The organism is Aureimonas sp. D3, assembly GCF_001463805.1.
Taxonomy (GTDB): Bacteria; Pseudomonadota; Alphaproteobacteria; order Rhizobiales; family Rhizobiaceae; genus Aureimonas; species Aureimonas ureilytica_A.
In genome coordinates this window covers 41,117-65,713 of sequence record NZ_BBWM01000045.1, presented here as the reverse complement: position 1 = coordinate 65,713, position 24,597 = coordinate 41,117, and the positions used below count along the sequence as shown (strand labels likewise).

The 24,597-nt window shown below is 66.4% G+C and carries 21 protein-coding genes and 1 pseudogene; 11 read left to right on the top strand and 11 right to left on the bottom strand.

The window, feature by feature from the left end:
- Positions 1 to 55: 55 nt before the first annotated feature.
- A complete protein-coding gene (locus AUL36_RS13230) occupies positions 56 to 1,066 on the bottom strand; it encodes an ABC transporter substrate-binding protein (protein WP_062221672.1) in 1,011 nt (336 codons plus the stop codon).
- Positions 1,067 to 1,277: 211 nt separating this feature from the next.
- On the opposite strand from AUL36_RS13230, the gene AUL36_RS13225 reads away from it, so the two are divergent.
- Together AUL36_RS13225 and AUL36_RS13220 are read left to right on the top strand one after the other, a co-directional pair.
- Positions 1,278 to 2,558 carry a GAF domain-containing sensor histidine kinase gene (locus tag AUL36_RS13225; RefSeq protein ID WP_082655828.1) on the top strand — a complete coding sequence of 427 codons (1,281 nt, stop codon included), beginning with the start codon at positions 1,278 to 1,280 and terminating at the stop codon, positions 2,556 to 2,558.
- On the top strand, positions 2,555 to 3,265 hold the full coding sequence (locus AUL36_RS13220; protein ID WP_058598512.1) for a response regulator transcription factor: 711 nt from the start codon (positions 2,555 to 2,557) through the stop codon (positions 3,263 to 3,265). Before AUL36_RS13225 ends, AUL36_RS13220 begins: the two co-directional genes overlap by 4 nt.
- 9 nt (positions 3,266 to 3,274) lie before the next feature.
- Here AUL36_RS13220 and AUL36_RS13215 read toward each other — a convergent pair whose 3' ends face one another.
- On the bottom strand, positions 3,275 to 4,318 hold the full coding sequence (locus AUL36_RS13215) for an HWE histidine kinase domain-containing protein (protein WP_210168863.1): 1,044 nt from the start codon (positions 4,316 to 4,318) through the stop codon (positions 3,275 to 3,277).
- 340 nt (positions 4,319 to 4,658) lie between these two features.
- Here AUL36_RS13215 and AUL36_RS13210 point away from each other — a divergent pair, with 340 nt between their 5' ends.
- Positions 4,659 to 6,449 (top strand): chloride channel protein, encoded by a 1,791-nt coding sequence (locus AUL36_RS13210; RefSeq protein ID WP_062221668.1) that lies wholly within the window; start codon positions 4,659 to 4,661, stop codon positions 6,447 to 6,449.
- Between the two features lie 60 nt (positions 6,450 to 6,509).
- Here the strand turns inward: AUL36_RS13210 and AUL36_RS13205 are convergent, their stop codons facing one another.
- Positions 6,510 to 6,884, bottom strand: a complete 375-nt coding sequence (locus AUL36_RS13205) for a GtrA family protein (protein ID WP_062221516.1) — start codon at positions 6,882 to 6,884, stop codon at positions 6,510 to 6,512.
- Entirely contained in the window at positions 6,881 to 7,876 is a 996-nt protein-coding gene (locus AUL36_RS13200; RefSeq protein WP_062221514.1) for a glycosyltransferase, read from the bottom strand. Before AUL36_RS13200 ends, AUL36_RS13205 begins: the two co-directional genes overlap by 4 nt.
- A gap of 136 nt (positions 7,877 to 8,012) precedes the next feature.
- Between AUL36_RS13200 and AUL36_RS13195 the strand changes: the two genes are divergently transcribed.
- A complete protein-coding gene (locus tag AUL36_RS13195) occupies positions 8,013 to 9,809 on the top strand; it encodes a hypothetical protein (RefSeq protein WP_244497124.1) in 1,797 nt (598 codons plus the stop codon).
- A 12-nt stretch (positions 9,810 to 9,821) separates the two neighbouring features.
- Here the strand turns inward: AUL36_RS13195 and AUL36_RS13190 are convergent, their stop codons facing one another.
- The 4 genes from AUL36_RS13190 to AUL36_RS13175 all read right to left on the bottom strand — a co-directional run bounded on the left by AUL36_RS13190 (position 9,822) and on the right by AUL36_RS13175 (position 13,976).
- Positions 9,822 to 10,814 carry an MBL fold metallo-hydrolase gene (locus AUL36_RS13190; RefSeq protein ID WP_062221510.1) on the bottom strand — a complete coding sequence of 331 codons (993 nt, stop codon included), beginning with the start codon at positions 10,812 to 10,814 and terminating at the stop codon, positions 9,822 to 9,824.
- 140 nt (positions 10,815 to 10,954) lie between these two features.
- A complete protein-coding gene (locus AUL36_RS13185; RefSeq protein WP_058598506.1) occupies positions 10,955 to 11,596 on the bottom strand; it encodes a ThuA domain-containing protein in 642 nt (213 codons plus the stop codon).
- Positions 11,597 to 11,618: 22 nt separating this feature from the next.
- The gene (locus tag AUL36_RS13180; RefSeq protein ID WP_062221508.1) at positions 11,619 to 12,713 is read right to left on the bottom strand and encodes a Gfo/Idh/MocA family protein; all 1,095 of its coding nucleotides are present in this window, start codon (positions 12,711 to 12,713) and stop codon (positions 11,619 to 11,621) included.
- A gap of 42 nt (positions 12,714 to 12,755) precedes the next feature.
- Complete coding sequence (locus AUL36_RS13175) at positions 12,756 to 13,976, bottom strand: ROK family transcriptional regulator (RefSeq protein ID WP_062221504.1); 1,221 nt, start codon at positions 13,974 to 13,976, stop codon at positions 12,756 to 12,758.
- 208 nt (positions 13,977 to 14,184) lie between these two features.
- Here AUL36_RS13175 and AUL36_RS13170 point away from each other — a divergent pair, with 208 nt between their 5' ends.
- The 6 genes from AUL36_RS13170 to AUL36_RS13145 all read left to right on the top strand — a co-directional run bounded on the left by AUL36_RS13170 (position 14,185) and on the right by AUL36_RS13145 (position 20,789).
- The gene (locus AUL36_RS13170) at positions 14,185 to 15,480 is read left to right on the top strand and encodes an extracellular solute-binding protein (RefSeq protein WP_062221502.1); all 1,296 of its coding nucleotides are present in this window, start codon (positions 14,185 to 14,187) and stop codon (positions 15,478 to 15,480) included.
- A gap of 85 nt (positions 15,481 to 15,565) precedes the next feature.
- A complete protein-coding gene (locus AUL36_RS13165) occupies positions 15,566 to 16,528 on the top strand; it encodes a carbohydrate ABC transporter permease (RefSeq protein WP_058598502.1) in 963 nt (320 codons plus the stop codon).
- Positions 16,521 to 17,390, top strand: coding sequence for a carbohydrate ABC transporter permease (locus AUL36_RS13160; RefSeq protein WP_082655826.1), 870 nt, complete (start codon positions 16,521 to 16,523; stop codon positions 17,388 to 17,390). Before AUL36_RS13165 ends, AUL36_RS13160 begins: the two co-directional genes overlap by 8 nt.
- Before the next feature lie 14 nt (positions 17,391 to 17,404).
- Complete coding sequence (locus AUL36_RS13155) at positions 17,405 to 18,514, top strand: ABC transporter ATP-binding protein (protein WP_062221499.1); 1,110 nt, start codon at positions 17,405 to 17,407, stop codon at positions 18,512 to 18,514.
- Positions 18,515 to 18,528: 14 nt separating this feature from the next.
- Complete coding sequence (locus AUL36_RS13150; RefSeq protein WP_062221497.1) at positions 18,529 to 19,590, top strand: sugar phosphate isomerase/epimerase family protein; 1,062 nt, start codon at positions 18,529 to 18,531, stop codon at positions 19,588 to 19,590.
- Positions 19,591 to 19,613: 23 nt separating this feature from the next.
- Positions 19,614 to 20,789: a Gfo/Idh/MocA family protein gene (locus tag AUL36_RS13145; RefSeq protein WP_062221495.1), complete on the top strand. Its 1,176-nt coding sequence runs from the start codon at positions 19,614 to 19,616 to the stop codon at positions 20,787 to 20,789.
- 48 nt (positions 20,790 to 20,837) lie between these two features.
- On the opposite strand, the gene AUL36_RS13140 is transcribed toward AUL36_RS13145, so the two are convergent.
- The 3 genes and pseudogenes from AUL36_RS13140 to AUL36_RS23820 all read right to left on the bottom strand — a co-directional run bounded on the left by AUL36_RS13140 (position 20,838) and on the right by AUL36_RS23820 (position 23,624).
- Entirely contained in the window at positions 20,838 to 22,250 is a 1,413-nt protein-coding gene (locus tag AUL36_RS13140) for a PAS domain S-box protein (RefSeq protein WP_062221664.1), read from the bottom strand.
- A 225-nt stretch (positions 22,251 to 22,475) separates the two neighbouring features.
- A pseudogene (locus AUL36_RS13135) lies at positions 22,476 to 23,469 on the bottom strand (GlxA family transcriptional regulator).
- Complete coding sequence (locus tag AUL36_RS23820; RefSeq protein ID WP_156418378.1) at positions 23,466 to 23,624, bottom strand: hypothetical protein; 159 nt, start codon at positions 23,622 to 23,624, stop codon at positions 23,466 to 23,468. The pseudogene AUL36_RS13135 and the gene AUL36_RS23820 overlap by 4 nt, the downstream one beginning before the upstream one ends.
- A gap of 352 nt (positions 23,625 to 23,976) precedes the next feature.
- On the opposite strand from AUL36_RS23820, the gene AUL36_RS13130 reads away from it, so the two are divergent.
- Entirely contained in the window at positions 23,977 to 24,561 is a 585-nt protein-coding gene (locus AUL36_RS13130) for a tyrosine phosphatase family protein (protein WP_058633663.1), read from the top strand.
- Positions 24,562 to 24,597 lie beyond the last annotated feature (36 nt).

The following is a 24,597-nucleotide window of genomic DNA, read 5'->3' as shown; positions in this document are numbered from 1 at the left end:
CAAGAAGCAAGCGCCGCCGCAGGTCGCTGCGACGGCGCGGAAAGGACGGGATGCCTTACTTGGCGGCGATCACCTTCTTGGCGTCGTCCAGCGAATATTCGACATTGGCGACGCCGCCCTTCTGCGTGTTCTTCACGGCCTCTTCGAGCCCGGCCTGATCGATCGACAGGAAGGGCACCACGAGATCCTTGGGCACGTCCTGCCCGTCGAGAATTTGCTGCGCCACCCAGAAGGCGAGCGTCGAGACGCCCGGCGCGATCGAGACCGACATGGTCTCGTAGCCGTTGGCGTCCTTCTGCTCCTTCCACCAGCGCAGCTCGTCCTCGCGGTTGCCGAGGATGATGGTGGGCGTCTTGCGGCCCGCCGCCTTGAAGGCCTCCGCCGCGCCGAACCCGTCGCCGCCCTGCGTGACGACGCCGACCACCTCGGGAAGGCTCGGCAGGACGCCCGCGACCGACTTCTGTGCGACGGTCTGCGTCCAGTCGCCCTGAACCTCGCTCACGACCTTGAACTTGTTGTGCGCGGCAACGCCGCTCTGAATGCCGTCGTGGATCTCGGTGTCGACCGAGGTGCCGGCAAGGCCCCGGATTTCCAGGAGATTGCCGCCGTCGGGGTAGCGCTTGGCGAGATAGTCGAGCTGGCCCGCGCCCATTTTCTTGAAGTCCACCGCCACGCGCCAGGCGCAGGGCTCGGTCACGATGCCGTCGAAGGACACGACAACGATGCCCGCGTCGCAGGCTTCCTTCACCGCGCCGTTGAGGGCGGTCGGCGAGGCCGAATTGATGACGATGGCGTTGTAGCCCTGCAGGATCATGTTCTGAATCTGCGCGGCCTGCTCGGTCGCCTGGTTCTCGGCGGTGGTGAAGGCGTCCGCGGACTTCACCACGCCGGCCTTCACGGCCTCGCCCGTCACCTTGGCCCAGCTTTCCAGCATGGCCTGACGCCAGGAGTTGCCGGCATAATTGTTGGACAGAGCGATCGTCTTGTCCTTGGTGTCGGCCATGGCGCCGCCGGCGGCGTAAAGCGCGAGCGTTGCGGCCGAAAGCGCCAATGCGAGCTTCTTCATCGTCTTCTCCCCAAGACCGGCATCCCGCCGGCCATCCAGCCGTCCCCATGCGGACAGCGCCATCGCTCTCCCAAGCGACTCCCGTTGCGCAGTCTGGAAGGCGGCTTCAGCTTTGTCCAAGGCGCTTTCCGCATCATGGATGCGGGAACCCGCAACATTGCTGCCAGAGTGCGGTCTGGCGCACCACCCGCGAACATGGTGGTGTCTGACCATGAGCCCGATCGTCGCCTCCGCCCATGCGCCAGACCCCACCCCTCGCCGCAGGCGCCTCGGCAACGAGACCCTGTTCCGGCATCTCATCCGTGTGTCGCAGGCGCTGGCCGGGCGGCTGGAGTTTCAGGCGGCGATCCAGGCCGTGTCGGACGAGTTGGCCGCGATCCTGCCGCACGACCATCTCGACGTGTGCATCCTTCGGCAGGACCTCCACATCGCCTATGAGGCCGGCGCGCATACGGACTGGAGCCTCAGCGCCCATCCGCTGCCGGTCGAGGGCAGTCCGATCCGTGCGGTGCTGCTCGGGCAGGAGCCCTATCTCATCTCGGGCGACGCGCTGGCCGATCCGCGCTTTCATTTTGCCGGGGCCTTCGCCCACCCGATCTTCAACGAGAATCTGCAAAGCCGGCTGCATGTACCGCTTCTCGTGCGCGGCGAGATCATCGGCGCGCTGTCCTGCTCCAAGCGCGCGCGGGACTTTTACGACGAGGGCGACATTCCCTTCGCGCGCCATGTGGCCGATGTGCTCGCGCCCTATTTCTACGCGCTGCGCTCGGCGGAAGAGGCAAGCCGCCTCGCCATTGAGGAGGCCGAGGGCCGCGCGCGCGAAGACGCCTTGCGCGAGGGCGCGCTGCGGCTCACCGAAGAGCTGGAGCGGGAGCGCCAGCGCATCGGCATGGACCTGCACGACCTGACGCTGGCCGATCTCACGCGGCTTCACCGCCGCATCGCGCGGCTGCGCGAGGCGGGCGGGGCAGGGCCGGACGTCTTGGAAGCGGTGGAAGCGGAGCTCGCCCGCACGATCGGCGGCCTGCGCGAGATCATCGACGATGCGCGGCCCAACATTCTTCAGCTCTTCGGCCTCGCGGAAGGGATCGAGGATTTCCTCGGACGCGCGCTCGACGGTTCGGGCTCGGGCATCGGCTGGGCCTTCCACGATCGCAGCGCGGGGGCCGTCGACCAGCTGTCGGAGCCCTTGCGCGTCGCGCTGTTCCGCATCGTACAGGAGGCCGTCAACAATGCGGCGCACCATGCCGAGCCCTCCTTGATCGAGGTCGAGCTTCGGCGCGAGGGCGACGCCTTGAGCATCGACATCCGCGACGACGGGATCGGCTTCGCCTCGCTCGCCCAGCGCAAGCGGGTGGGCGGCCTGCGCAATATGCAGACGCGCGCGCGGCTCGTCGGCGCGGGCTTCCAGATCGGGCGGCGGGCCGACCGGCGTGGCACGCTCGTGTCCCTGCAACTGCCGCTGACAAAGGGGCAGGGGAGCGCGGCATGAACATCCTGATCGTCGAGGACGATGCCGTCCACCGCGCGTTCCTCAGCGAGGTCCTGGCCCGCACCATGCCCGGTTGCGACTTGGTAGAAGCGGAAAACGGGGTCGTCGGCGAAAAGCTGGCGCAGGAGCACGGCACGCTTCATGCCGTGGTGGATCTCCAGATGCCGCAGCGCACGGGGGTCGATCTCGCCCGCGCGCTCTGGGCGCGCCGGCCGAACACCAGCATCGTCTTCTGGTCGAACTATGCTGATGAGGCCTATGTGCGGGGCGTCTCGCGCATCGTGCCGGGCGGGGCGGCCTATGGCTACATCCTGAAATCGGCCTCCGAGGAACGGCTGGCGCTCGCCCTGCGCGGCGTCTTTCTCGAAGGCCAATGCATCATCGACCGGGAAATCCGATCGGTGCAGCAGCGCTCGGTGGATCGGTCGGAAAGCTTCACCGATGTCGAATACGAAATCCTGACCGATCTCGCCCTCGGGCTGACGGACCGGCTCATCGCCGAGCGGCGCGGCTTGTCGCTGCGCAGCGTGCAGAACCGCCTTCAGCAGATCTATGACAAGCTCGGCGTCTATGACGCGCAGGGCGGCACCGAGGTTTTCAACCTGCGCATGCGCGCCGTCGCACTGGCACTTCTGCGCAAGGCCCTGAACCGCGAAAGCCTCGAGCAGGCCGAGGCAACCCTTCAGGATTGGCTGAAGCGCCGATAGCGCGATAGGTCAGGGCGCGGTCCAAGCCGTGCGCTCGACCTCCAGCCCCGCCGACGGGGCATCCAGCTGAAAGACGATCCCATCGGGTGCGAATTCGATGCGGGACGTACCGCCGAACTCGGCCGCCAGAACCCGTTCCACGATGCGAATACCATAGCCCGGTTCCGCCGGAGGCGAGACGGAGGGCCCGCCCGACTCCTTCCATTGCAGGGAGAACCGTCCGTCGCCGACGCGCCAGTGGACATCCACCCGGCCCGAACCGTTCGACAGCGCGCCATAGCGCAGCGCGTTGTCGCCCAGCTCGTGCATGGCGAGCGAGAGCATGGTGGCGATGCGCGGTTTCAGCCGCACGTCCGGCCCGTCCACATGCAGGCGGTCGCCGACGCGCGAATGGATCGGATCGAGCGCGCCCTGGATCACGTCCAGGAGAAGAGCGCTGGCCCAGGCTTCGGCGGTCAGCACATCATGGCTACGGGCGATGGCGCGAAGCCGCCCGGCCACCGCGCCGGCCACGCGCTCGGGCACGGAGCCGTCCCGCAGGGTCTGGAGAACGACGGTCTGCACCGTCGCCAGCGTGTTCTTGACGCGGTGGCTGAGTTCGCGATTGAGAAGGAAACTATGCTCTTCGGCCCGCTTGCGCTCGGTCACATCGAGCTGCGAGGCAAAGAAATAAACGAGTTCGCCACCCGAAAAGACCGGCGAAACGAGCAGCGCGTTCCAGAACGTGGTGCCGTCCTTGCGGTAGTTCAGGAGATCGATCTCGATCCCTTCGCGCCGCGCGATCGCCTCGCGCACCTTCAGCGTGTCGGCCTGCCGGGTCGCCGGGCCTTGCAGGAAGCGACAATTATGGCCGATGATCTCGTGGCGCTCGTAACCCGTGAGCTTGATGAAAGCATCGTTGCAGAAGATGATCGGATTGTCCGGCTGGCGCGGGTCGGTGATCACCATGGGCATGCGCGTAGCGCGCACAGCGGAGGCGAAAGGGTCCTCACTATTGCCGGAGGGAATCTCCAGTTCGCGCTCGATCTTGGACTGGGTAGTCTCGTTCACCATCGAAATTCCCTGGTCCATCGGACCCGCTCGCGCGGCCGGCGGACGATAGGCGAGGCGAGGCGCGCCGTCGAGGCCGGCGATCATGCTATCCCATGAAATTCAGCCTCCATGAGGGACGCCCCTCAAATGATCGGCCGCGAAAGGCCCAATCGGCGCGCAACTCGGGTATACGGCCTGCCGCAAACGCCCACGAGGTGTTCCTGATCCCCTCTCGCGCGATGCGCTCGTCGTCCTCCGCCAGCCGACGACGACTTGATCGATGCCCCCAACTTGGCCATGTGCGCAGGCAGGCGACAGCCCGCCATGGGATCAGGCCCCAAGCAGTGAGGCGCGAATGGACATGAAAGTGCCCAATGCGGGGGCGGATGTCTCCGCATCCGAGGCGCAGGCCCGCGCGCCGGGCCGTTTCCGCGCGCTGGTGCGCCGCGAGGAAATCGCGCTGGCGATTCTCGCCGCCCTTGTCGGCGCGCTGGGCGGGCTCTTCGTCATGGCCATCGCCAGCGCCGCGCAGGCGCTTCACACGCATTTGTTCGCGCTGGCGCCAGGCCAGAGGCTGAGCGGGTCGCACGCTTTGACCGCCCCCTGGATGGCTCTGCTGCCGGCAGCGGGCGGGCTGCTTCTGGGCCTGATGCTCGCCTGGTCGGCGCGGCAGAAGACGCGGCCGCTGATTGATCCGATCGAGGCCAATGCGCTGCATGGCGGGCGCATGTCGTTTCGCGACGGGATCGTGGTCGTCGCGCAGAACCTCGTGTCCAACGGCTTCGGCGCGTCGGTCGGGCTGGAGGCCGCCTACACGCAGATCTCGGCCGGGCTCGCCTCGCGCTTCGGTGTCGCCTTCGAGATGCGCCGGGGCGACATGCGCACGCTGGTCGGCTGCGGCGCGGCAGCGGCCATCGCGGCCGCCTTCGACGCACCGCTGACCGGCGCGTTCTACGCGTTCGAACTGATCATCGGCACCTATAGCGTCACGGCGCTGGCCCCTGTGGTCGCAGCCGCACTGTCGGGCATGTTCGTCTCGCGCCTTCTCTCGCATGGCAGCCACCTCATCGAGATGACCCCGCCCGACACGCTGCCCGGCTGGACCTATCCGGCCGCCCTGGCCCTCGCCGCGCTCGCCGCAGGCCTCGGAATCCTGATCATGAAGGGCGTGACGCTGGTGGAGCGCAGCTTTCGTCGCTCGCGCCTGCCCTTGCCGCTGCGCCCGGCTGTGGGCGGCCTTTTGCTCGGCGGGCTCGCGCTGCTGACGCCGCAGGTTCTTTCGTCCGGCCACGGCGCGCTCGAAATCCGCATCGATGCGGCCATGGCGCTGACCTCGCTGGTGACGCTTCTGATCCTGAAGGCCTTGGCGTCCGCCATATCGATCGGCAGTGGGTTTCGCGGCGGGCTGTTTTTCGCCTCGCTGTTTCTGGGCGCGATGCTCGGGCGCATTTTCGCGGACCTCGCCGCGCTCATTCCCGGTCTCGTGGTGGAGCCCGTCATCTTCGCCGTGGTGGGCATGACGGCGCTCGCCACCGCCATTGTCGGCGGGCCGCTCACCATGACCTTTCTTGCGCTCGAAATGACCGGCGATTTCCCCATCGCGGCCTTGGTGCTGGCGGCGGCCGTCGCGACCTCGCTCACCGTCCGCCGCACCTTCGGCTATTCCTTCGCGACATGGCGCTTTCACCTGCGCGGCGAAAGCATTCGCAGCGCGCATGATGTCGGCTGGATTCGCAATCTGACGGTCGGGCGCATGATGCGGCGCGACCTGCGCACCGTGCCGACCGACACGTCGCTGAAATCCTTCCGCCGATCCTTTCCGCTCGGCTCGACCCAGCGCGTGATCGCGGTCGATCCGGAGACCGACGCCTATGCCGGCATCGTCCTCGTGCCCGATGCCTATGCCGATGGGCTGACCGATCTCGATGCGCCGATCTCGTCGCTCCTGCGCTTTTCCGACGCGATGCTGCGCCCGGCCATGACTGCGCGCGAGGCCATGGGCGTGTTCGACCGGGCCGAAAGCGAGGCGCTGGCCGTTGTGGACGGAGACGGGAAAGGCCGCGTCGTCGGCCTTCTCACCGAAAGTCACATGCTGCGCCGCTATAGTGAAGAGTTGGACCTGCGCCGCCGCGAGGCGATGGGCGCGCCCTGACTGCCTCGCCGAGGCATTCATGTTCCATAAGACATATTACGTCATAGACATTGATAGCGCTTAGGACCGGAAGACCACGCGCGAGTAGCCTAGGAAACTCAGCGACAGCGCCGAGGCCGAAGCCAGCACGAGTGCCGCCAAAGGAGGCAGCGATGGGATGGCGAGGATCAGGGCGGAATAGACCGCGTAGTTCACGCAGGCCGAGGCGATGCCGACCGAGCCGTAGCGCACGCCCTCGCTCACCAGCCCCCGCCCCGATGCGCCGAAGGTGAACAGCCGGTTGCACTGCCATGTCACCAGCATCGCGGCCGCGATGGCGACGGCGCGGGCGAAAAACGGCCCCAGATGCGTCAGGCTCAGCAAGAGTTGCAGGACGCCCGCATCCACCAGAAAGCCGAGTCCGCCGACCAGCGCGAAGCGAAACAGCGTCTTCATGCGGCGTCGGCGGATCGGGGCTTGGGAACGGCACGGGGAAATTCGGCGGTGCGGCGCATCTCCCGGGTCTCGGCAAGGCTGACATAATGAAGGTGCAACTGCTCGGTTCGTGCGCGGGCCAGCGAGTCGAGGATGAGGCCGGCCGTGAACAGGAGAAAGCCCATCATCAGAAGCGACATGGAGAGGATCCAGGTCGGCAGCCGGCTGACGAGCCCCGTCTCGAAATATTCGAACAGAACCGGCAGCATGAAGGCGACGCTAGCAATCAGCGAGGCGGCCGAGAACAGGCCGAACATGGCGAAGGGCCGCGTTTCCTTGGCGAGCATGGCAAACATCCAGAGGATGCGCGCGCCGTCTCGGAAGGTCGAGAGCTTGGACACGGAGCCCTCGACGCGCCGGCCATAGGGCAGTTCCAGCTCGACGATGGGCAGTTTTAGACGCGCGGCATGGACGGACATTTCCGTCTCGATCTCGAACCCGCCCGACACGGCCGGAAAGCTTTTGACGAAGCGGCGCGAAAAGGCGCGATAGCCGGAAAAGATGTCGGTAAAGCCGGGGCCGAACAGGAAGCCGTAGATTGCGTTGAAGATGCGGTTGCCGAGCGCATGTCCCTTTCGGCCGGCGTCCTGGCGCACGCCGCCCCGCGTGCCGACCGCCATGTCGGCGCGCTCCGACAGCAGCGCCTGAATCAGCTGCTCGGCCTCTTCGGGCGCATAGGTGCCATCGCCATCGGCCATGACATAGATGTCCGCGTCGATATCGGCGAACATGCGGCGCACCACATGGCCCTTGCCCTGCCGCCGCTCCCGCTCGACATGGGCGCCCGCGAGCATGGCCTGAAGCGCCGTACCGTCGGTGGAATTGTTGTCGTAGACATGGATCGAGACACCCGGCAGCGCCTCACGAAAGCCGCGCACGACACCCGCGATCGTCGCCGCCTCGTTGTAGCACGGGATGAGGACCGCCACGCGGCGACCAGCGATCTCTCCCATATCCAACCCTCGACCATTCCCGGCATGACGAACCGGCTTTCGCGAGCCGTTTGGATTTACTCTTTCTTGGGCGGGTTAAGACTAGGTTTCGACCGAGCGAAAACAGGGGACATGGCCGCCCGGCCATCGATCGATCGTGAGCGAGACCGCCTTTCCCCTGTCCTCGCGGCGGATCATCCGCCGCGCCCTCGTCTATGGCGCGCTCACGATCGCCGTCATCTGCCTGATGACCCTGCCGAGCGCGACCGATTATGTCGGCGCGGACAATGACGACGCGATGCGGCTGGTCGAAGTCCGGGATTATCTCGCCGGGCAAGGCTGGTTCGATCTCATGCAATATCGCCTGGGGCCTCCGCCCGGCGTGCTCATGCACTGGTCGCGCCTGATCGACGCGCCGATCGCGCTTTTGATCTCCTTGTTCGGACTCGTGGTCAGCCATGGTTGGGCAGAGGCCCTAGCCCTCGCACTCTGGCCGCTCGCCCTGACGCTGCCCGTGCTGGCGGCCTTCGGCGCGGCAGGCCAAGCCATCGGAGGGCGGCTCGCGAGCCATACGGCCTTTCTTCTCACAGGTTTTTATCTCGCCTTCTCGAATCGTTTCCTTCCCGGCGCGATCGACCATCACAACGCGCAACTGGCGCTCGTCGCGGTGGTGACGGCGGTTCTCGTAGTGCGGCCGGGCTGGTGGAGCTATGCCGGGGCTGGCATCGCTGCCTCCCTCGCGCTGGCCATCGGCGCGGAAACGACGCCGCTGATCGCGGGGGCCTGCGCCGTGGTGGCCCTCTTCTGGGCGGTGGAGGGCCGCGCCTTTCGTGCGCAGGCCGTCGGCTTTTCGTTGGCGCTCGCGCTCGGCAATACCGCCCTCTATGTCGCGACCGTGCCGCCCGCCCGGTACTGGGTCGTCACCTGCGACAATTTCTCCTTCGGCTATTATACGCTGGCCGTTTTCGGCGGCGCGTCGCTTGCACTGGCCGCATTCCTGGCGAGCGCGAGGACGCGCGGCGGGCGATGGGCGTGCCTTGCGGCGATCGGCGCGCTGACGCTCGGCCTGGCACGCTGGATCGCACCGCAATGTCTCGGCAATCCGCTGGCCAATCTCGACCCTTTGCTGGTCACGCTCTGGCTCGACAAGGTGAGCGAAGCGCGCTCGATCCTGACATTTGCGCAGACCGAGCCGGACATGCTGGGGGCCTTCTACGCGCCGGCCCTTCTGGCGCTTCTCGTCTGCGGATGGCGGCTGATCCGGCGCGACCGGATGGCGTTTCACGCGACGATAGGCGCGCTGCTTCTGGTTTCGCTCGCCATCGCCGTCGTGCAGGTGCGCGGCACGATGTTCTCCAATCTTCTGTCGATCCCGCCGCTGGCCCTTTGGATCACCGACCTTCGCGCTCGCTATCTCCTTGCCAAGGGCCAGTTCGCACCGGCGCTTGCCTATGGGCTCGCGGTTCTCTGCGCGCCGTCGACCACTTGGGCGCTGGCCGGCAAGCTTCTGCTGCGTCCCGAAAGCATCGCCAGCCCAGCATCCGCTGCCAATCCCTATGGGCTTGCCTCCGAGGCCTGCCATGACGCGGCGGCTCTTACCCCGCTGGCCGCGCTGCCGCCCACCGTCGTCTCCGCCGACCCGGACAGCGGCTCCTGGCTGCTGCGCTTCACGCCCCATCGGGTGTTGAGCGCGCCCTATCACCGCAATCAGGCGGGGATGCTGACCGAGCTGAAGATCGCGCGCGCCAAGCCGAGCGAGGCCGAAGCCCTGCTGCGCGCAGCCCATGTCGGCATCGTCGCCGTCTGCCCCTCGGTGGAGGCGGCGCGCGCGCTGCCGATCGACGATGGAAGCGGGCTCTACGCCCGGTTGGCGGCAGGTGACAGCGTGAGCTATCTCACGCCCCTGCCCTCATCCGGAGGCTTGAAGGTGTTTCTCGTCAAACCGCCGAGCTGAGGAAGCCCACCGTCAGCGAACCGCCGCCGGAACGTCCCAGGCCTCGCCGGCCAGAAGCGGGCGGAACCGGTCGGCTGATACGCCATGGTCCTGGAGCGCCTGCGCCAGTTGCTCCGCCGGCTCGTCGATCGCCTCGTCGGTGAGCTGAAAGGTCGACCAGTGATGGCCGACCGCGAAATCGGCGCCTGCCAGCACCATGCCCTGCACCGCCTCGTCCGGGTTCTGATGCTGGCCCTTCATGAACCAGCGCGGCGCATAGGCGCCGATCGGCAGGATCGCGAGCCGGAAGCCGCCATGCTTCTCCCCGGCAGCGCGATAGTTGATCCCGTCGTGAAAGCCGGTGTCGCCGATATGGTAGATGCGCCCCACTTCGGTTTCCAGAACGAAGCTCGCCCAGAGCGCCATGCGCCGGTCGCGCGTGCCGCGCGCCGACCAATGATGCGCGGGCTCGCAATGAACGAGGCCGAAGGGCGTCTCTACCCGGTCGCCCCAATCGGCCGCCATCACGCGCATCCCGAGCCCGGCATCCGATAAAATGCGGTCGTTTCCGAGCGGCGTCACGACGAGCGGATCATACGCTTCCTTCAGCCGGCGAAGGGTGCGGATGTCGAGATGGTCGTAATGATTGTGCGAAAGGAGAACGAGATCGATCCTGGGCAGCGCGTCGAAGGCGATGCCCGGCGCGCGAACGCGCTTGGGGCCGGCGAAGCTGACGGGCGACACGCGCTCCGACCAGACGGGATCGGTCAGGATATTGACGCCCGCGACCTGCACGAGAAGCGTCGCATGGCCGACCATGGTGACGCGCAGATCCTCCACCCGCGCCGCCGGCACCGATGTCCGGCCGGCATTCTCGATTGTCTTCGGCCAGACCGAGCGCCCACCGCTCCACCGCCAGCGCAGGACCTCGAGCAATCCCAGCGGCTCGATGCCGCCGGGATTGAAGAAGCGCGTTCCGTCGAAATGGTCGCTGACGGGGCCTGAATAATAGCGATTGGCGGCCATGCTGATCCTTGCGCCCGAGGTTACAACGGGGCCGCATCGCACGTCGCGGCCTCGTCGCTTGGGCTGGGCATGTCGGGATGCACCGCCCCGATCGCAAGCACCGGGGGGCGGTCACCTTTGCGCCAACGGTGAAAGCCCGGTCAGGCCGCCGCCCAAAGCAGGCCGCGACGCAGGATTTCGCGCATTGGTGGCACCTCGAATTCCGAGGCGACATGGCCGAGCGAGGAATAGAAGACGCGGCCCTTGCCGAAGCGGCGCTTCCACACGACCGGCATCACCGTCCCGTCGATCCATTCGGCATGGTCGCCGTTGAACCGCGTCGTCGCCAGAACCTCGTTCGAAGGGTCGACATGCATGTAATATTGCTCCGAGCGATAGGGAAAGCTCGGGATGCCCTCCATCACCGGATCGTCGGGCCGGGTCACGTCCACGGTGTAGTCGATGATATTGCCGGGATGGGCCACCCATTGCCCGCCCACCATGAACTGGTAGTCCGGCTGGTCGCGGAAGGCGTCGCCCATGCCGCCATGATAGCCGCCGAGCCCGACGCCGCCCTTCACCGCTTCCAACAGGTTGGAGAGTTCCTCCTTCTCGATCTTGGCCATGGTGATGATCGGAACGATCAGGCTGAGATCGCGGATGGACGGGTCGGCAAAGGCTTCCGTCGTGTTCTCCTTGAAAACCTTGAAGCCCTCCGCCTCCAGCATGGCGCCGACCACATCGGCGCATTCCTTGGGCTCGTGTCCGCTCCAGCCGCCCCAGACGATCAGTGCTTCCTTCATGATGGCTCTCCTCCCAGATGTCTCAAAGCCCGCTCAGCGCCGGGTCGGCGGCCAGCGGCGCGGGGCGCTCGGGGCGCGTGTCGATCTCCACGAAGCGCCCGGTCTCGTTGGAGCGCCCGAAGGCTTCCATGACCTCCAGCACGTGCAGCGCGAGGTCGCCATGGGCGCGGTGCGGCCGCTCCTGCCGGAGTGCGGCGGCCATGTCGGCGAGGCCCAGCGAGCGGTAATTGCCGTCGGCATAGGGCTCCTCGACCGGCAAGGCGCGCCATTCCCCGCCCTTGGGCAGAAAGGACAGATCGCCGCCGAAATGGTTGGGATCGGGCACGATCAGCGAGCCGTCCGTGCCATAGACTTCCAGCGGCAGATGCTTGTGGCCGGCCACATCGAAGCTCATCGCCATGGTGACGACCGCGCCGTTTTGGAATTGCAGCGCCCCAGCGACATGGGTCGGCACCTCAACGTCGATCAGCTCGCCGTTGCGAGGCTGCGAGGTGATGGTGCGCTGCCGGCGCGGCTCGGGCGACAGGCCGGCGACGCGCGCGACGGGGCCGAGCAGATTGACGAGATCGGTGATGTAATAGGGGCCCATGTCGAGCATCGGCCCGCCGCCGGTCTTGTAATAGAAGGCCGGGTCCGGGTGCCAGCGCTCGTGGCCGGGGCACAGAAAGAAGGCGCTGCCGCCGATCGGCTGGCCGAGATGCCCTTGGTCCAGAAAGGCGCGCGCGGCCTGATGCGCGCCGCCGAGGAACGTGTCGGGCGCCGAGCCGAGCCGCAGGCCCCGCCGCTTGGCCTCGTCGGTGAGACGCGTGGCGTCCGCGAAGTCGATGCCAAGAGGCTTTTCCGAATAGGCGTGCTTTCCCGCCGCCAGAATCTGCAGCCCGACCTCGACATGGGCGGCCGGGATCGTGAGGTTCAGCACGATCTCGATGGTGGGATCGGCCAGCAGCGCCTCCACCGACACGGCCGGAATGCCGAACTCCGCGCCGCGCGCCTCGGCCGCCTCCAGGCGCCGGTCGGCTAGCGCGCGAATGTCGAGGACGGGGAAGTTGCGGGCTGCTTTCAGATAGGCGGCGCTGATATTGCCGCAGCCGATAATGCCGATGCCAACAGGCGTCATGACGGGAAATCCTCCCAGATTCCGTGAGATATGCAGTCGAGGTCAGGCGGCCGGTCGCACCGGGCCTGTCGTGTTCCAGGGCGAGCCGTAAAGCTCGCAGAGCGCCACGGCCGCCGCGCCCTGGCCGAGTCGCGCGCCCGCGCGCGGCGGGTCGAAACTCATAGTAGTGGAGCGCGCCAAGGGCTCCGCGACAGCCTCCGAGAAGCCTCGCGCGATGGCGTCCGTCAGAGCCGCGCCGAGATGGAGAAGCGCGCCGGACAGGACGATGCGCGGCGGCGCGAAGAGCGTGACGATATTGGCGACCGCAATGCCGATCGCGTGTCCCGCCTGTTCCACGACATCGCGCACCGGCGCGACATCGACGCCATCGGACCTCAGCCGCTCCACGGCATGGCGCAGGCCGAGCCCGGCATGAACCGCGTCGCGCATCGACGGATCGGCCTCGAAGCCGCAGAGCACCGCCTGTTCGGAGGCGAGATCGATCAGGCGCAGGAGCCGCCCGTCCGCTTGGCGGCCGATCACCATGGCGCCGATATCGTGACTGAGACCATGGACGCCGCGAAACAATTGGCCGCCATGCAGCACGCCGAGGCCGATCGCCTGTTCCAGCGAAACGACGGCGAAATCGCTCATGTCGCGGCAGGAGCCGAACCAGTGCTCGGCCAGCGCCAAGGCGTTGGCGTCGCTTTCCACGATGGCGGGCACGCCGAGCCGGCTCGACAGCGCCTCGCCGAACACGACGTCGGCTTCCGAAAAGATCGGGCTCAGGCGCACGAGGCCGGTGCCATATTCCACGATGCCCGGCACGGTCGCGCACACGCTGTCGATGGATTTCAGCGTCAGCCCCGCCTCCACGACGGCGCGGCGCACGGCATCCTCGGCCAAGTCGGAGACGACCGGAACGCTCTGCCGGCGCACGCGAACGGGCAGTTCCAAACTCGCCAGGATCTCGCCGCGAAAATCGGTGACGGTGACGGCGATCCCATGCGGGCCGACACGCAGGCCCACGACGCGCGCGGCCACTGGATTGAGCTGCAGCATGACGCGCGGCCGCCCCCGCGTGGGCTCGTGGATGCCGCCGACCGCGACCGGCTGGATGATGCCGTCCTCGATCAAGGCGCCGGTGATGGCCGATACGGTGGTGGAGGACAGTTCGCCCCGTGCGCAAAGCTCGACGCGGGAGATCGGGCCGTGACGGCGGATCAGGTCCAGAATGTGGAACCGGTTGATCTCACGCATCAGTTCGGGATCGCCCGTCTTCATGCCTTCGCGCCTCCCAACCCCTCCCCGATTTAATTCGGGATGCGCGAATAAGACGACATTGGCGCAGGCTGTCAACCACGCAGATTATCCGCATCGGTACGCTAAACACTCAAATTCGCGAGATTTCGACGGGTTTGCTTGACAGGCACGCTGCAATGGGCCGTATTAAATCCGCATGGCTTCAAAAATAGCCAGCTGGGAGGACTTCATGCGGTACATCATCCGAGCGCGCCTTGCGCGCGGCGTCGCCCTTGCATGCCTTATCGCAGGCCCATTGGCAGGTGTTTCAGCACCCGCCGTCGCTGAGACCAAGGTGCGCCTGATGCATGTCGAAGCCAATCCGCGTTATGTCGCGATTTGGCGAAATCTCGCAGACACCTATCAATCCCAGCATCCGGGCACCACGGTCGAGCTCCAGTTTCTCGAAAACGAGGCCTTCAAGGCCAAGCTGCCGACGCTTCTCCAGAGCAACGACGCACCCGATCTCTTCTACAGCTGGTCCGGCGGCGTGCTGAAGGCGCAGGCCGAGGCTGGCGCGGTGCAGGATCTGACCGATGCCATGCAGGCCGACGATGGGGCCTGGGCCAAGAGTTTCACGCCCGCCGCGCTGAACGGCGCGACCATCGACGGCAAGACGCTCTGCGTGCCGCTGAAGATGAGCATGACCGGCTTCTTCTACAATAAGGCGCTCTTCGCCAAGGCTGGCGTCGATGCCGCCTCGATCAAGACCTGGGACGATTTCATGGGCGCCGTGAAGGCGCTGAAGACCGCCGGCGTCACGCCCATCGCGGGCGGCGGCGGCGACAAGTGGCCGCTGCATTTCTACTGGTCCTATCTGGCCCTGCGCGAAGGCGGGCAGCCGGCCTTTGCCGCCGCCAAGGCCAACGAAGACGGCGGTTTCACTGCCAAGCCCTTCGTGGACGCCTTCGCCAAGGTGAAGGAGCTCGGCGCGGCCGAGCCCTTCCAGCCCGGCTATCTCGGCACGAAATGGCAGGACACGCTGGCCCTGTTCGGCGACGGGCGCGCCGCCATGCTGCTCACCTTCGATGATTCGGCCAACCGGCAGGCGGCCGCCGCGACGGACGGCAAGGGCATCGCGCGCGATCAGCTCGGCATCTTCCCCTTCCCCACTGTGGCGGGCGGTCAGTCCAAGGGCGACGAGACCTTCGGCGGCGTCAATTGCTGGGCGGTGTCGCGCAACGCTTCGAAGGAGGCGATGGACTTCGTGCGCTGGTTCAGCGGCCCGGAGGCGCAGCGCACCATGGCCGAAAACGGGATGCTGATCCCGGCGGCCGCCGGCGCGGACGCCGCGCTGAAGGATCCGATCGTTCAGGACTTCGCCGCGCAGCTGTCGCGCTCCAGCTTCCATCAGCTCTTCCTCGACCAGGATCTCGGCCCCTCGGTCGGCCGCGTCGTCAACGACGCGACCATGGAGGTCGTCTCTGGCCAGATGGAACCGGAAGCCGCCGCGCAGGAAATCCAAGACGCGTTCGAACTGGAATAGGCCAAGCCTTTCCATGAGGCCATGGGCGGCGTCACACCGCCCATGGCCTTCAAACATCCGCGTTTCGACAGGCGAAGGAGACGAGATGTCCGACGCGACCGGAATCATCGGGGCACGCGCCGCCCGCAAGGCGCCCGCCCTCGGCAAGCCGCGCCGCAGCGGCGCACGGGGTGGCACCTATCGCAATATCGGCGGGGTCGGGCCGGTTCTGGTGCTCTTCCTGCCGCCCGCGCTCCTCCTGTTCACGCTCTTCGTCATTCTGCCCATGGGCGAGGCGGCGTGGTACAGCCTGTTCGACTGGAGCGGCTATGGCGAGCCGACGAATTTCGTCGGGCTCAAGAATTTCGAGACGCTGTGGGGCAACAAGGCCTTTCGCACGGCGCTCACCAATAACGGCCTGATCATCCTCGTCTCGCTCCTGCTCCAGCTGCCGCTGGCGCTCTGGCTGGCGACGCTCGTGTCCAACCGCATTCCGGGCGCGACGGCCTTCCGCCTCGTCTTCTTTCTGCCTTACGTCCTCGCCGATGTTGCGGCCGGTCTGATCTGGCGCTTCATCTATGATGGCGACTACGGCCTCGTCGCCTCGCTCGCCAGCTTTGTGGGCGTCGCGACGCCCTATGTTCTGGCCGACCGGGACACCGCGATCTATGCCGTGCTGGCGGTGGTTGTCTGGAAGTATTTCGGCTTCCACATGATGCTCTTCATCGCCGGGCTCCAGTCGATCGACAAGTCGCTTTATGAAGCGGCCGATATCGACGGGGCGACGCCCTGGCAGAAGTTCCGCACCATCACGCTGCCGCTTCTCTCGCCGACGATCCGCCTCTCGGTCTTCTTCTCGGTGATCGGCTCGCTCCAGCTCTTCGACATGATCATGCCGCTCACCGGCGGCGGGCCGTCCAACTCGACCCAGACCATGGTCACCTTCCTGTATACCTACGGCGTCACGCGCATGAAGGTCGGCTTCGGCAGCGCCATCGGCGTCGTTCTCTTCCTGATCTGCGTCACCCTCGCCTTCAGCTATCGACGGATCTTCATGCGCCATGACTGATACGCCGCGCGAACCCAGCTATGTGGAAAGCCGCCGTCGGCCGGGCTTTGTCGCCATGCTTTATCTCTATGCCAGCCTGTTTCTGGTGGCGGCTATCGTGCTCGTGCCGCTTCTGGCGACCGCGCTCGGCGGCCTCAAGACTCTTGGCGAGTTGCGGGTGAACCCGTTCGGCCTGCCGGATGTCTGGCAATGGTCCAACTATTGGGACATCCTGTCGGGCGCGCGCTACTGGCAGATGCTCGGCAATTCGCTGCTGATCGCCTCGGCGACCGTGGTTCTCACCGTCGCCGTCGCCTCCATGGCCGCCTTCGCGCTCGCCCATGTGCGCTTTTTCGGCTCGGCCTTCCTGATGAACTATTTCCTGATCGGGCTGATGTTTCCGATCGCCACCGCCATCCTGCCGCTCTTCATCCGCATCCGCGATCTCGGCCTGCTCGACACCTATCTCGGCGTCGTGCTGCCGCAGGTCGCCTTCGGGCTCGGCATGTCGATTCTGCTGTTTCGCAACTTCTTCCGCAATGTGCCGAAGGAATTGTTCGAGGCGGCGTTGGTGGATGGCAGCGGCTATATCCGGTTCTTCTGGTTCGTCACGCTGCCACTGTCGCGGCCGATCCTCGCCACCGTCGCCATCGTTGCCTTCGTGAACAGCTGGAACAATTACATCATGCCGCTGATCATGCTGAACAGCGCGGACAAATATCCCTGGCCGCTTGGCATCATGATCTATCAGGGCGAGTTCTCCACCCAGTGGCAGCTCGTCCTCGCCTTCATCACCCTCACCATTCTGCCGACCGTGATCGTGTTCTTCGCCGCGCAGAAGCATATCGTGGCGGGCCTCACCGCCGGCGCCGTCAAGGGCTGACAGGAGAACCGACCATGGCCACGATCGCGCTACGCGACGTCAAGAAATTCTTCGGGCACCATCCCGTGCTGCACGGCATCTCGCTCGACATCGCGGACGGGGAATTCGTCATTCTCGTCGGCCCGTCGGGCTGCGGCAAGTCCACGCTTCTGCGGATGCTCGCGGGGCTCGAAGACATCAGCGAGGGCGAGATTCATATCGACGAGCGGGTCGTGAACGACATGGCGCCCAAGGAGCGGGACATCGCCATGGTGTTCCAGAACTACGCGCTCTATCCGCACATGACGGTCGCCGAGAACATGGCCTTCTCGCTGCGTCTGGCCGGCGCGCCGCGCGCGCAGAAGGACGCCGCCGTGAACCGGGCGGCGGAAATCCTCGATCTCGGCCCCCTCCTCCGGCGCTATCCGCGCGAGCTTTCGGGCGGCCAGCGCCAGCGCGTCGCCATGGGACGCGCCATCGTGCGCGATCCGCAGGTGTTCCTGTTCGACGAGCCGCTTTCCAATCTCGATGCCAAGCTGCGCGTTTCCATGCGCACCGAGATCAAGGCGCTGCACCAGCGCCTCGGCACGACCATGGTCTATGTCACGCATGATCAGATCGAAGCCATGACCATGGCCGACCGGATCGTCGTAATGAACGGCGGCAAGGTCGAGCAGGTCGGCGCGCCGCTCGAACTCTACGACCGGCCGGCCAATCTCTTCGTCGCGGCCTTTATCGGCTCGCCCTCGATGAACCTTCTCCAGGGCGAGGCCGCGCGCGGCGAAGGGGGCCCCGTCTTCCGCGCCAAGGGCGGCGCCACGCTGCCGCTGCCGGCCGGCACGCCCGTTGTGCCCGGCGCACCGCTCGTCTACGGCATCCGCCCCGAGCATCTGGAACTGGCCGAACCCGGCACGGCCGGCGACGCCTCGGCCGAGATCGCCGTGGTGGAGCCGACCGGCTCGGAAACGCAGGTCTTCATGAAGCTGGGAACCGACGATCTCGTGGGCGTCTTCCGTGAGCGCATCGCGGATCGGCCGGGCACAAGCCTGACCTTGCGCGTCGATCCCGCGCGCTGCCATCTTTTCGATCCCACGAGCGGCGCGCGCATCGCGCCCGGCGCATCCACGACATCCGTCCTGTCCTGAAAGGCGAAGCCCGCATGAAGAGCATCAAAGGCCCAGGCATCTTCCTCGCCCAGTTTGCCGGCGACGAGGCCCCGTTCAACTCCTTCGACGCGATTTGCCGCTGGGCCGCCTCGCTCGGCTACAAGGGCGTGCAGATTCCAAGCTGGGACGGCCGGCTCTTCGATCTGAAGCGCGCCTCGGAATCGAAGGATTACTGCGACGAGATCGCGGGCGTCGCCGCTTCGCACGGGCTCGTCGTCACCGAGCTTTCGACGCATCTTCAGGGCCAGCTCGTCGCCGTTCACCCGGCCTATGACGCGGCCTTCGACGGGTTCGCCGCCCCGGAAGTGCGCGGCAATCCGGCCGCGCGGCAGGAATGGGCGGTGGATCAGGTCAAGCGCGCTCTGACCGCCTCGCGCCATCTCGGCCTCCACGCGCACGCCACCTTCTCGGGCGCGCTCGCCTGGCCCTATATTTATCCCTGGCCGCAGCGACCGGCCGGCCTCGTGGAAACGGCCTTCGATGAGCTGGCCCGCCGCTGGCGTCCGATCCTCGACCATGCCGAGGAGATGGGCGTCGATGTCGCCTACGAAATCCATCCCGGCGAAGACCTGCATGACGGCGATTCCTACGAGATGTTCCTGGAGCGTGTCGGCAATCATGCGCGCGCCAATCTCCTCTACGACCCTTCCCATTTCGTGCTGCAGGGGCTCGATTACCTCGCCTATATCGACATCTATCACGAGCGTATCCGCGCCTTCCACGCCAAGGACGCCGAGTTCAACCCGACCGGGCGGCAGGGCGTCTATGGCGGGTTCCAGCCTTGGGCCAAGCGCGCCGGCCGCTTCCGCTCGCTGGGTGACGGGCAGGTGGATTTCGGCTCCGTCTTCTCCAAACTCACGCAATATGGCTTCGACGGCTGGGCGGTTCTCGAGTGGGAATGCGCGCTGAAGTCTCCTGAGCAGGGCGCGCGCGAGGGCGCTCCCTTCATCGCGGCCCATCTTATCGAAGTCACCGGCAAGGCCTTCGATGATTTCGCGGGATCGGGTACGGACGAGCAGGCGAACCGCGCCATGCTCGGTTTGGACCGCGCCTGATATCGACGGGAGGAGATCGTTTCATGAGTATCGAAGGCAGCCGCGCGACGACGGCCACCGATCCCATTCGCTTAGGGATGGTGGGCGGGGGCGAAGGCGCGTTCATCGGCGCGGTGCATCGCATCGCCGCCCGGATCGACGATCGCTACAAGCTGGTGGCCGGCGCGCTCTCCTCGGACGCCGAGCGCGCCCGGCGCTCGGCCGAGGCTATCGGCATCGCGCCCGATCGCGCCTATGCCTCCTTCGAGGAGATGGCCGAGCGCGAGGCCGCCCGCCCGGACGGGATCGAGGCCGTGTCCATCGTGACGCCCAACCACATGCACGCGCCGGCGGCGAAAGCTTTCCTGCGCGCCGGCATCCATGTGATCTGCGACAAGCCGCTCTCGATCAATGTCGCGGAAGCCGAAGAGCTGGTGGCGCTCCAGACGGAAACGGGGCGCATTCTCGCCGTCACCCACAACTACACCGGCTATCCGATGATCCGCGAGGCGCGCGAGTTGGTGCGCTCCGGGGCGCTCGGCGACATCCGCCTCGTGCAGATGGAATATGCGCAGGACTGGCTGAGCGAGCGAGCCGAGCTGTCGGGCTCCAAGCAGGCGGAATGGCGCACCGACCCCAAGCGCTCGGGCGGCGGCGGTTGCATCGGCGACATCGGCACCCACGCCTACAATCTCGGGGCCTTCGTCTCGGGGCTGGAGACAGACTCGCTTCTGGCCGAACTCTCGACCTTCGTGGAAGGGCGGCCGCTGGACGACGACGTGCGCGTTCTCCTGCGCTATCGCGGCGGGGCCAAGGGGCTTCTCTGGGCAAGCCAGGTCGCGGTCGGCAACGAGAACGCCCTGACGCTGCGCGTCTACGGCACCAAGGGCGGGCTCGAATGGAGCCAGATGGACCCGAACTATCTCTGGTTCACCAAGCTCGGCGAGCCCAAGCAGCTTCTGACGCGCAACGGCGCAGGAACGGGCGAGGCCAGCCGTCGCCTGTCGCGCATCCCGCCGGGCCACCCGGAAGGTTATCTCGAAGGCTTCGCCAACATCTATTCCGAGATCGCCGAGGCCTTGGTCGCGGCGCGCAGCGGGGCGATGCCGGCCGAGGCTGTAACCTTCCCGACCGTCGCGGACGGCCTGCACGGAATGCGTTTCATCGAAGCGGCGTTGCGTTCGTCGCAGAGCGGCAATGGCTGGGTATCGCTCGGCTAACCCCAAACGCAAAAGCCTTCGCGGACAGCCGCGGAGGCCCACCTCACGTCAGACGGACGGGCTCGGCGCGTCCAGGGTGAAGACGATGCCGCGCTCGCGAAACTCCGTCTCGGCCTGACCGTTGAATTCGGCGCCGAGCGCCCGCTCGATGACGCGGGTGCCGAAGCCGCGCCGTGACGGAGCCTGGACCGGCGGGCCGCCGATCTCCTCCCAGCGGAACCAGAACCGAGGCCCGGCCGGGCCGTCGAGCTGATCCCAATTCACGACGACGCGGCCCGCATCCACCGACAGGGCACCGTATTTGACGGCATTCGTCGCGAGTTCGTGCAGCGCCATGACGAAGGCGAGCGCCATGCGCGGCGACAGGCGCACGGACGGGCCGGCGATCGTGAAGCGCCGGAAGCCGCTGCTCTGGAACGAAGACAGCGCGTCGGCCACGACGTTCACCATATCCGCGCCTTCCCAGCTTTCTCGCGTGAGCACATCATGGGCTCGGGCCAGCGACTGAAGACGGGCGTCGAGCGTTGTCTGGGCCTGTGCCAGTGAGGTGGAAAAGCGGAGAGTTTGGCTGACGATGGACTGGATCGTCGCCATCGAATTCTTGACGCGGTGGTTCAGCTCGGCGGTCAGAAGCGCGCGGTGCTCCTCGCTGCGCTTGCGATCGGTGATATCGAGAGAAATCCCGACAAGCCGCAGGGGTCGACCCTCCGGATCGTAGGCAGGCTGGCCGCGCACCTGAAGCCATCGCACTTCGCCGGATGGCGTTCTCACGCGGTACTCGATGTCGTAGTTCTGGCGCTCCTCGATCGAAGTCCTCACCGCGGTCTGCATCCGCCCTCGGTCCTCGTCGAGGATCGCGTTCAGCAATCTCTCGTAGGGAAGGTCCTCGTCGGGCGCGAGACCGACATTGCTCTTGCAGGCGTCCGAGCAGACCAGTTCCAGCGGCTCCAATTCCAATGTCCAGAAGCCGAGGCGTCCCGCCTCCAAGACGAAACGCATCCGCTCTTCGCTCTGAACAAGCGCACGAGTGCGCCGCTCGACCTCGCGCTCCAGAGCGTCCCGATCTTCGCGCAGTTGCACCAGACGTTCTTTTTCGAGCGTCACATCGGCCTGCGAGGCAAAGAAATAGCTGAGGTCCCCAGCCTCGTCGAAGACAGGCGAAACCAGAAGGCGGTTCCAGAACCGCTCGCCCTTCTTGTTGTAGTTCACGAGGTCGATCTCGATCCGCTCGCGCCGCGCCACCGCCTCGCTGAGCCGCGCCAACGCCTCGGCGGATGTTTCCGGCCCTTGGAGGAAACGGCAATTGCGCCCGATGATCTCGGCAGGCTCGTAGCCGGTCAGCTTCGAGAACGCCTCGTTGGCGAAGATGATCGGATTGTCCGGCTGCTTCGGATCGGTGATCACCATCGGCATTCGCGTCGCCTGCACGGCGGCCACGAAAGGGTTTCCGGCGGAACCCATCGACAAGAGCGTCTCGGCGATCCCCGCCTGGTTTGGATGGTCCAACAAGGTTCTGTCGCGTCCTTTGCGACTCGATCGTCGATGTGCGATATGGATGCCGCGATATAGATTAGCGCAATCACGTTGCAATCGACAGCCCGAGACCTTGCTCTTCTTGGTGGTAGGGCCTGATGCTTTCGTTCGTCAATTGTTCCAGGGGTAGGGCCATTCGTCACGTCGGCTCGATCATGGCCCGGCGGCGGCGCGAACCTGCGACGGCGCTTGCGAATGGTATCGTTTCCACACCCGGCGCATGTGCCGGGCCGAGGCGAAGCCCGCGCGGCTCGCCACCTCTTCCAGTCCGAGATCGGTGCATGTCAGAAGATCGTTCACCAGTGCGAGGCGCGCGCGCTGCACCGCTATCGTGACGCTCATGCCGGTATGGCCATGAAGAAGCGCGACAGGTTGCGCGCGCTGGCCGCGGCCACCTGCCCCAATTCGTCCAGCGACCAGCCGCGCGCGGGGTCGGCGGCGATCGCGTCCTGCGCCCGGTGCACCACGGGATGCAGGTGGTTGCGCCCTTCCAGCCAGGGCGAGAGCTGCGGGTCGCTCGGCCCGCGCCTGATATAGACGACGAGCGTGCGGGCCACCGCAACGGCGACGGCCGGCCCGCACCAGCCGGCCACGCAATGCAGCATGAGATCGATCCCGGCGGTGACGCCCGCGCTGCTCAGACGCTTGCGGTCCTCCACAAAGAGCCTGTTGTCCAGCACCTTGGCGCGCGGCGCGGCCTCCGCGAGGCTCCGGCAACTCGCATGATGCGTGGTGCAGGCATAGCCATCCAAGAGCCCCGCGCGCGCGGCGAGCAGCGCGCCTTCGCAAACCATCAGCAGCGTGTGGTCGGGACGCACACCCGTGCGCAGCCAGCTCACGATAAGCTCCATCGCCGCGTCATCCGCCTCGGCGTTCGGCCAGGGCGTGAGGGCGGATTTGGCGGAGCCCGGCAGAAACAGGATGGACCCGGCCGGGATCGCCTCCGGCAGGGGCGCGACATCGCATACACCCAGCCCGATGGACGAGAGCGTCGCCCCCTCGGGCCGACATAGGCGACGTCGAACAGGACGCGGTCCTGAACGGCGTTGGCGACACGCAGGACCTCGAGCGGCCCTGCGAGATCCAGAAGCAGCGCGCGCGGCGGCACGACCACGACAAACGATATCCGCCGCCGCTCCGCGCTCATGCGGCAGCCGCCATGGGCCGGCACGCCGAGGTTTCCTCGACCGTGGCGATCCGCGCGAAGCGACCGACAAGGGTGCCGAGATCCACCTCGCTCCAATAGGGCGCGCGACGAAAGGATTCCTGACCATCGATCACGAGAAGGGCGGTATCGAACATGGCGAGTCTCCCGAGGCGTGGTTTCTGTCCTCGCAGGATCGCCCGGTCCACCAGGCTGCGAAAGCGCCGATCCGGCCCATATCAGGACATATCCGGCCATTGCGACGATCCCGTCCAGAGCGATCGGGCCGTTCATCCGCTCGACATGCGACGGCACCGTCGAACGACTGTGGCAACCATGGGCCATCGCTCCGCGATCACGGCCGATGGGCCCTTTGCGAACGCGGCCCGGAGCGCGCAGGCCAGCCCGGCATTGGCCCGGATCGAAAGGCGTTCTCATGCTTTGCAAAGGCGCCGGCCGGGCGTAGGACAGAGGGGCCGAAGGCGCCCTTGGCCCGGCGGGAGGAGTTTCATGAAGACACTAGCGATTTCGTCGCGCACCATCTGCGGCATCGAGGAACTGCCCGTTCACAGCCAGTCCGGTGTGACGCATGTTCTGTCGATCATCGATCCCGGCCACCCCGACATTCACCACTTCGAAGCCTTTTCGAAACATCTGCGCACGACGCTGCGCTTTCACGACATCATCGACCCGATCCCCGGCCAGATCATGCCGGCCAAGGAGCATGTCGCGGCCATCCTGGGCTTTGGCGCCTCGCTCGATAAAGGCGCGGTGGAAGGCACGGCGGGTCACCTCCTCGTTCACTGCCACATGGGCATCTCCCGCTCCACGGCGGCGATGGTCACGCTGATGGCGCAGGGCGATCCGGATGCCAGCGAGGAAGAGCTGTTCGAGCGCCTGCGCAAGATCCGCAGCAAGGCCTGGCCGAATTCGGTGATGATCGCCTATGCCGACGAAAAGCTCGGGCGCGGCGGAAAGCTGGTCGAGGCGCTGCGCCGCCACTATGGTCATCAGCTCCAGCAGAAGCCGGAATATGGGCAATGGATGCGCGAGTTGAAGCGCGGCCGCGAGGTCGAGATGGCCCTGCCCGCCTGATCGTTTTCGCAGACTGTCTCTTTCGGCTTGCGAAAG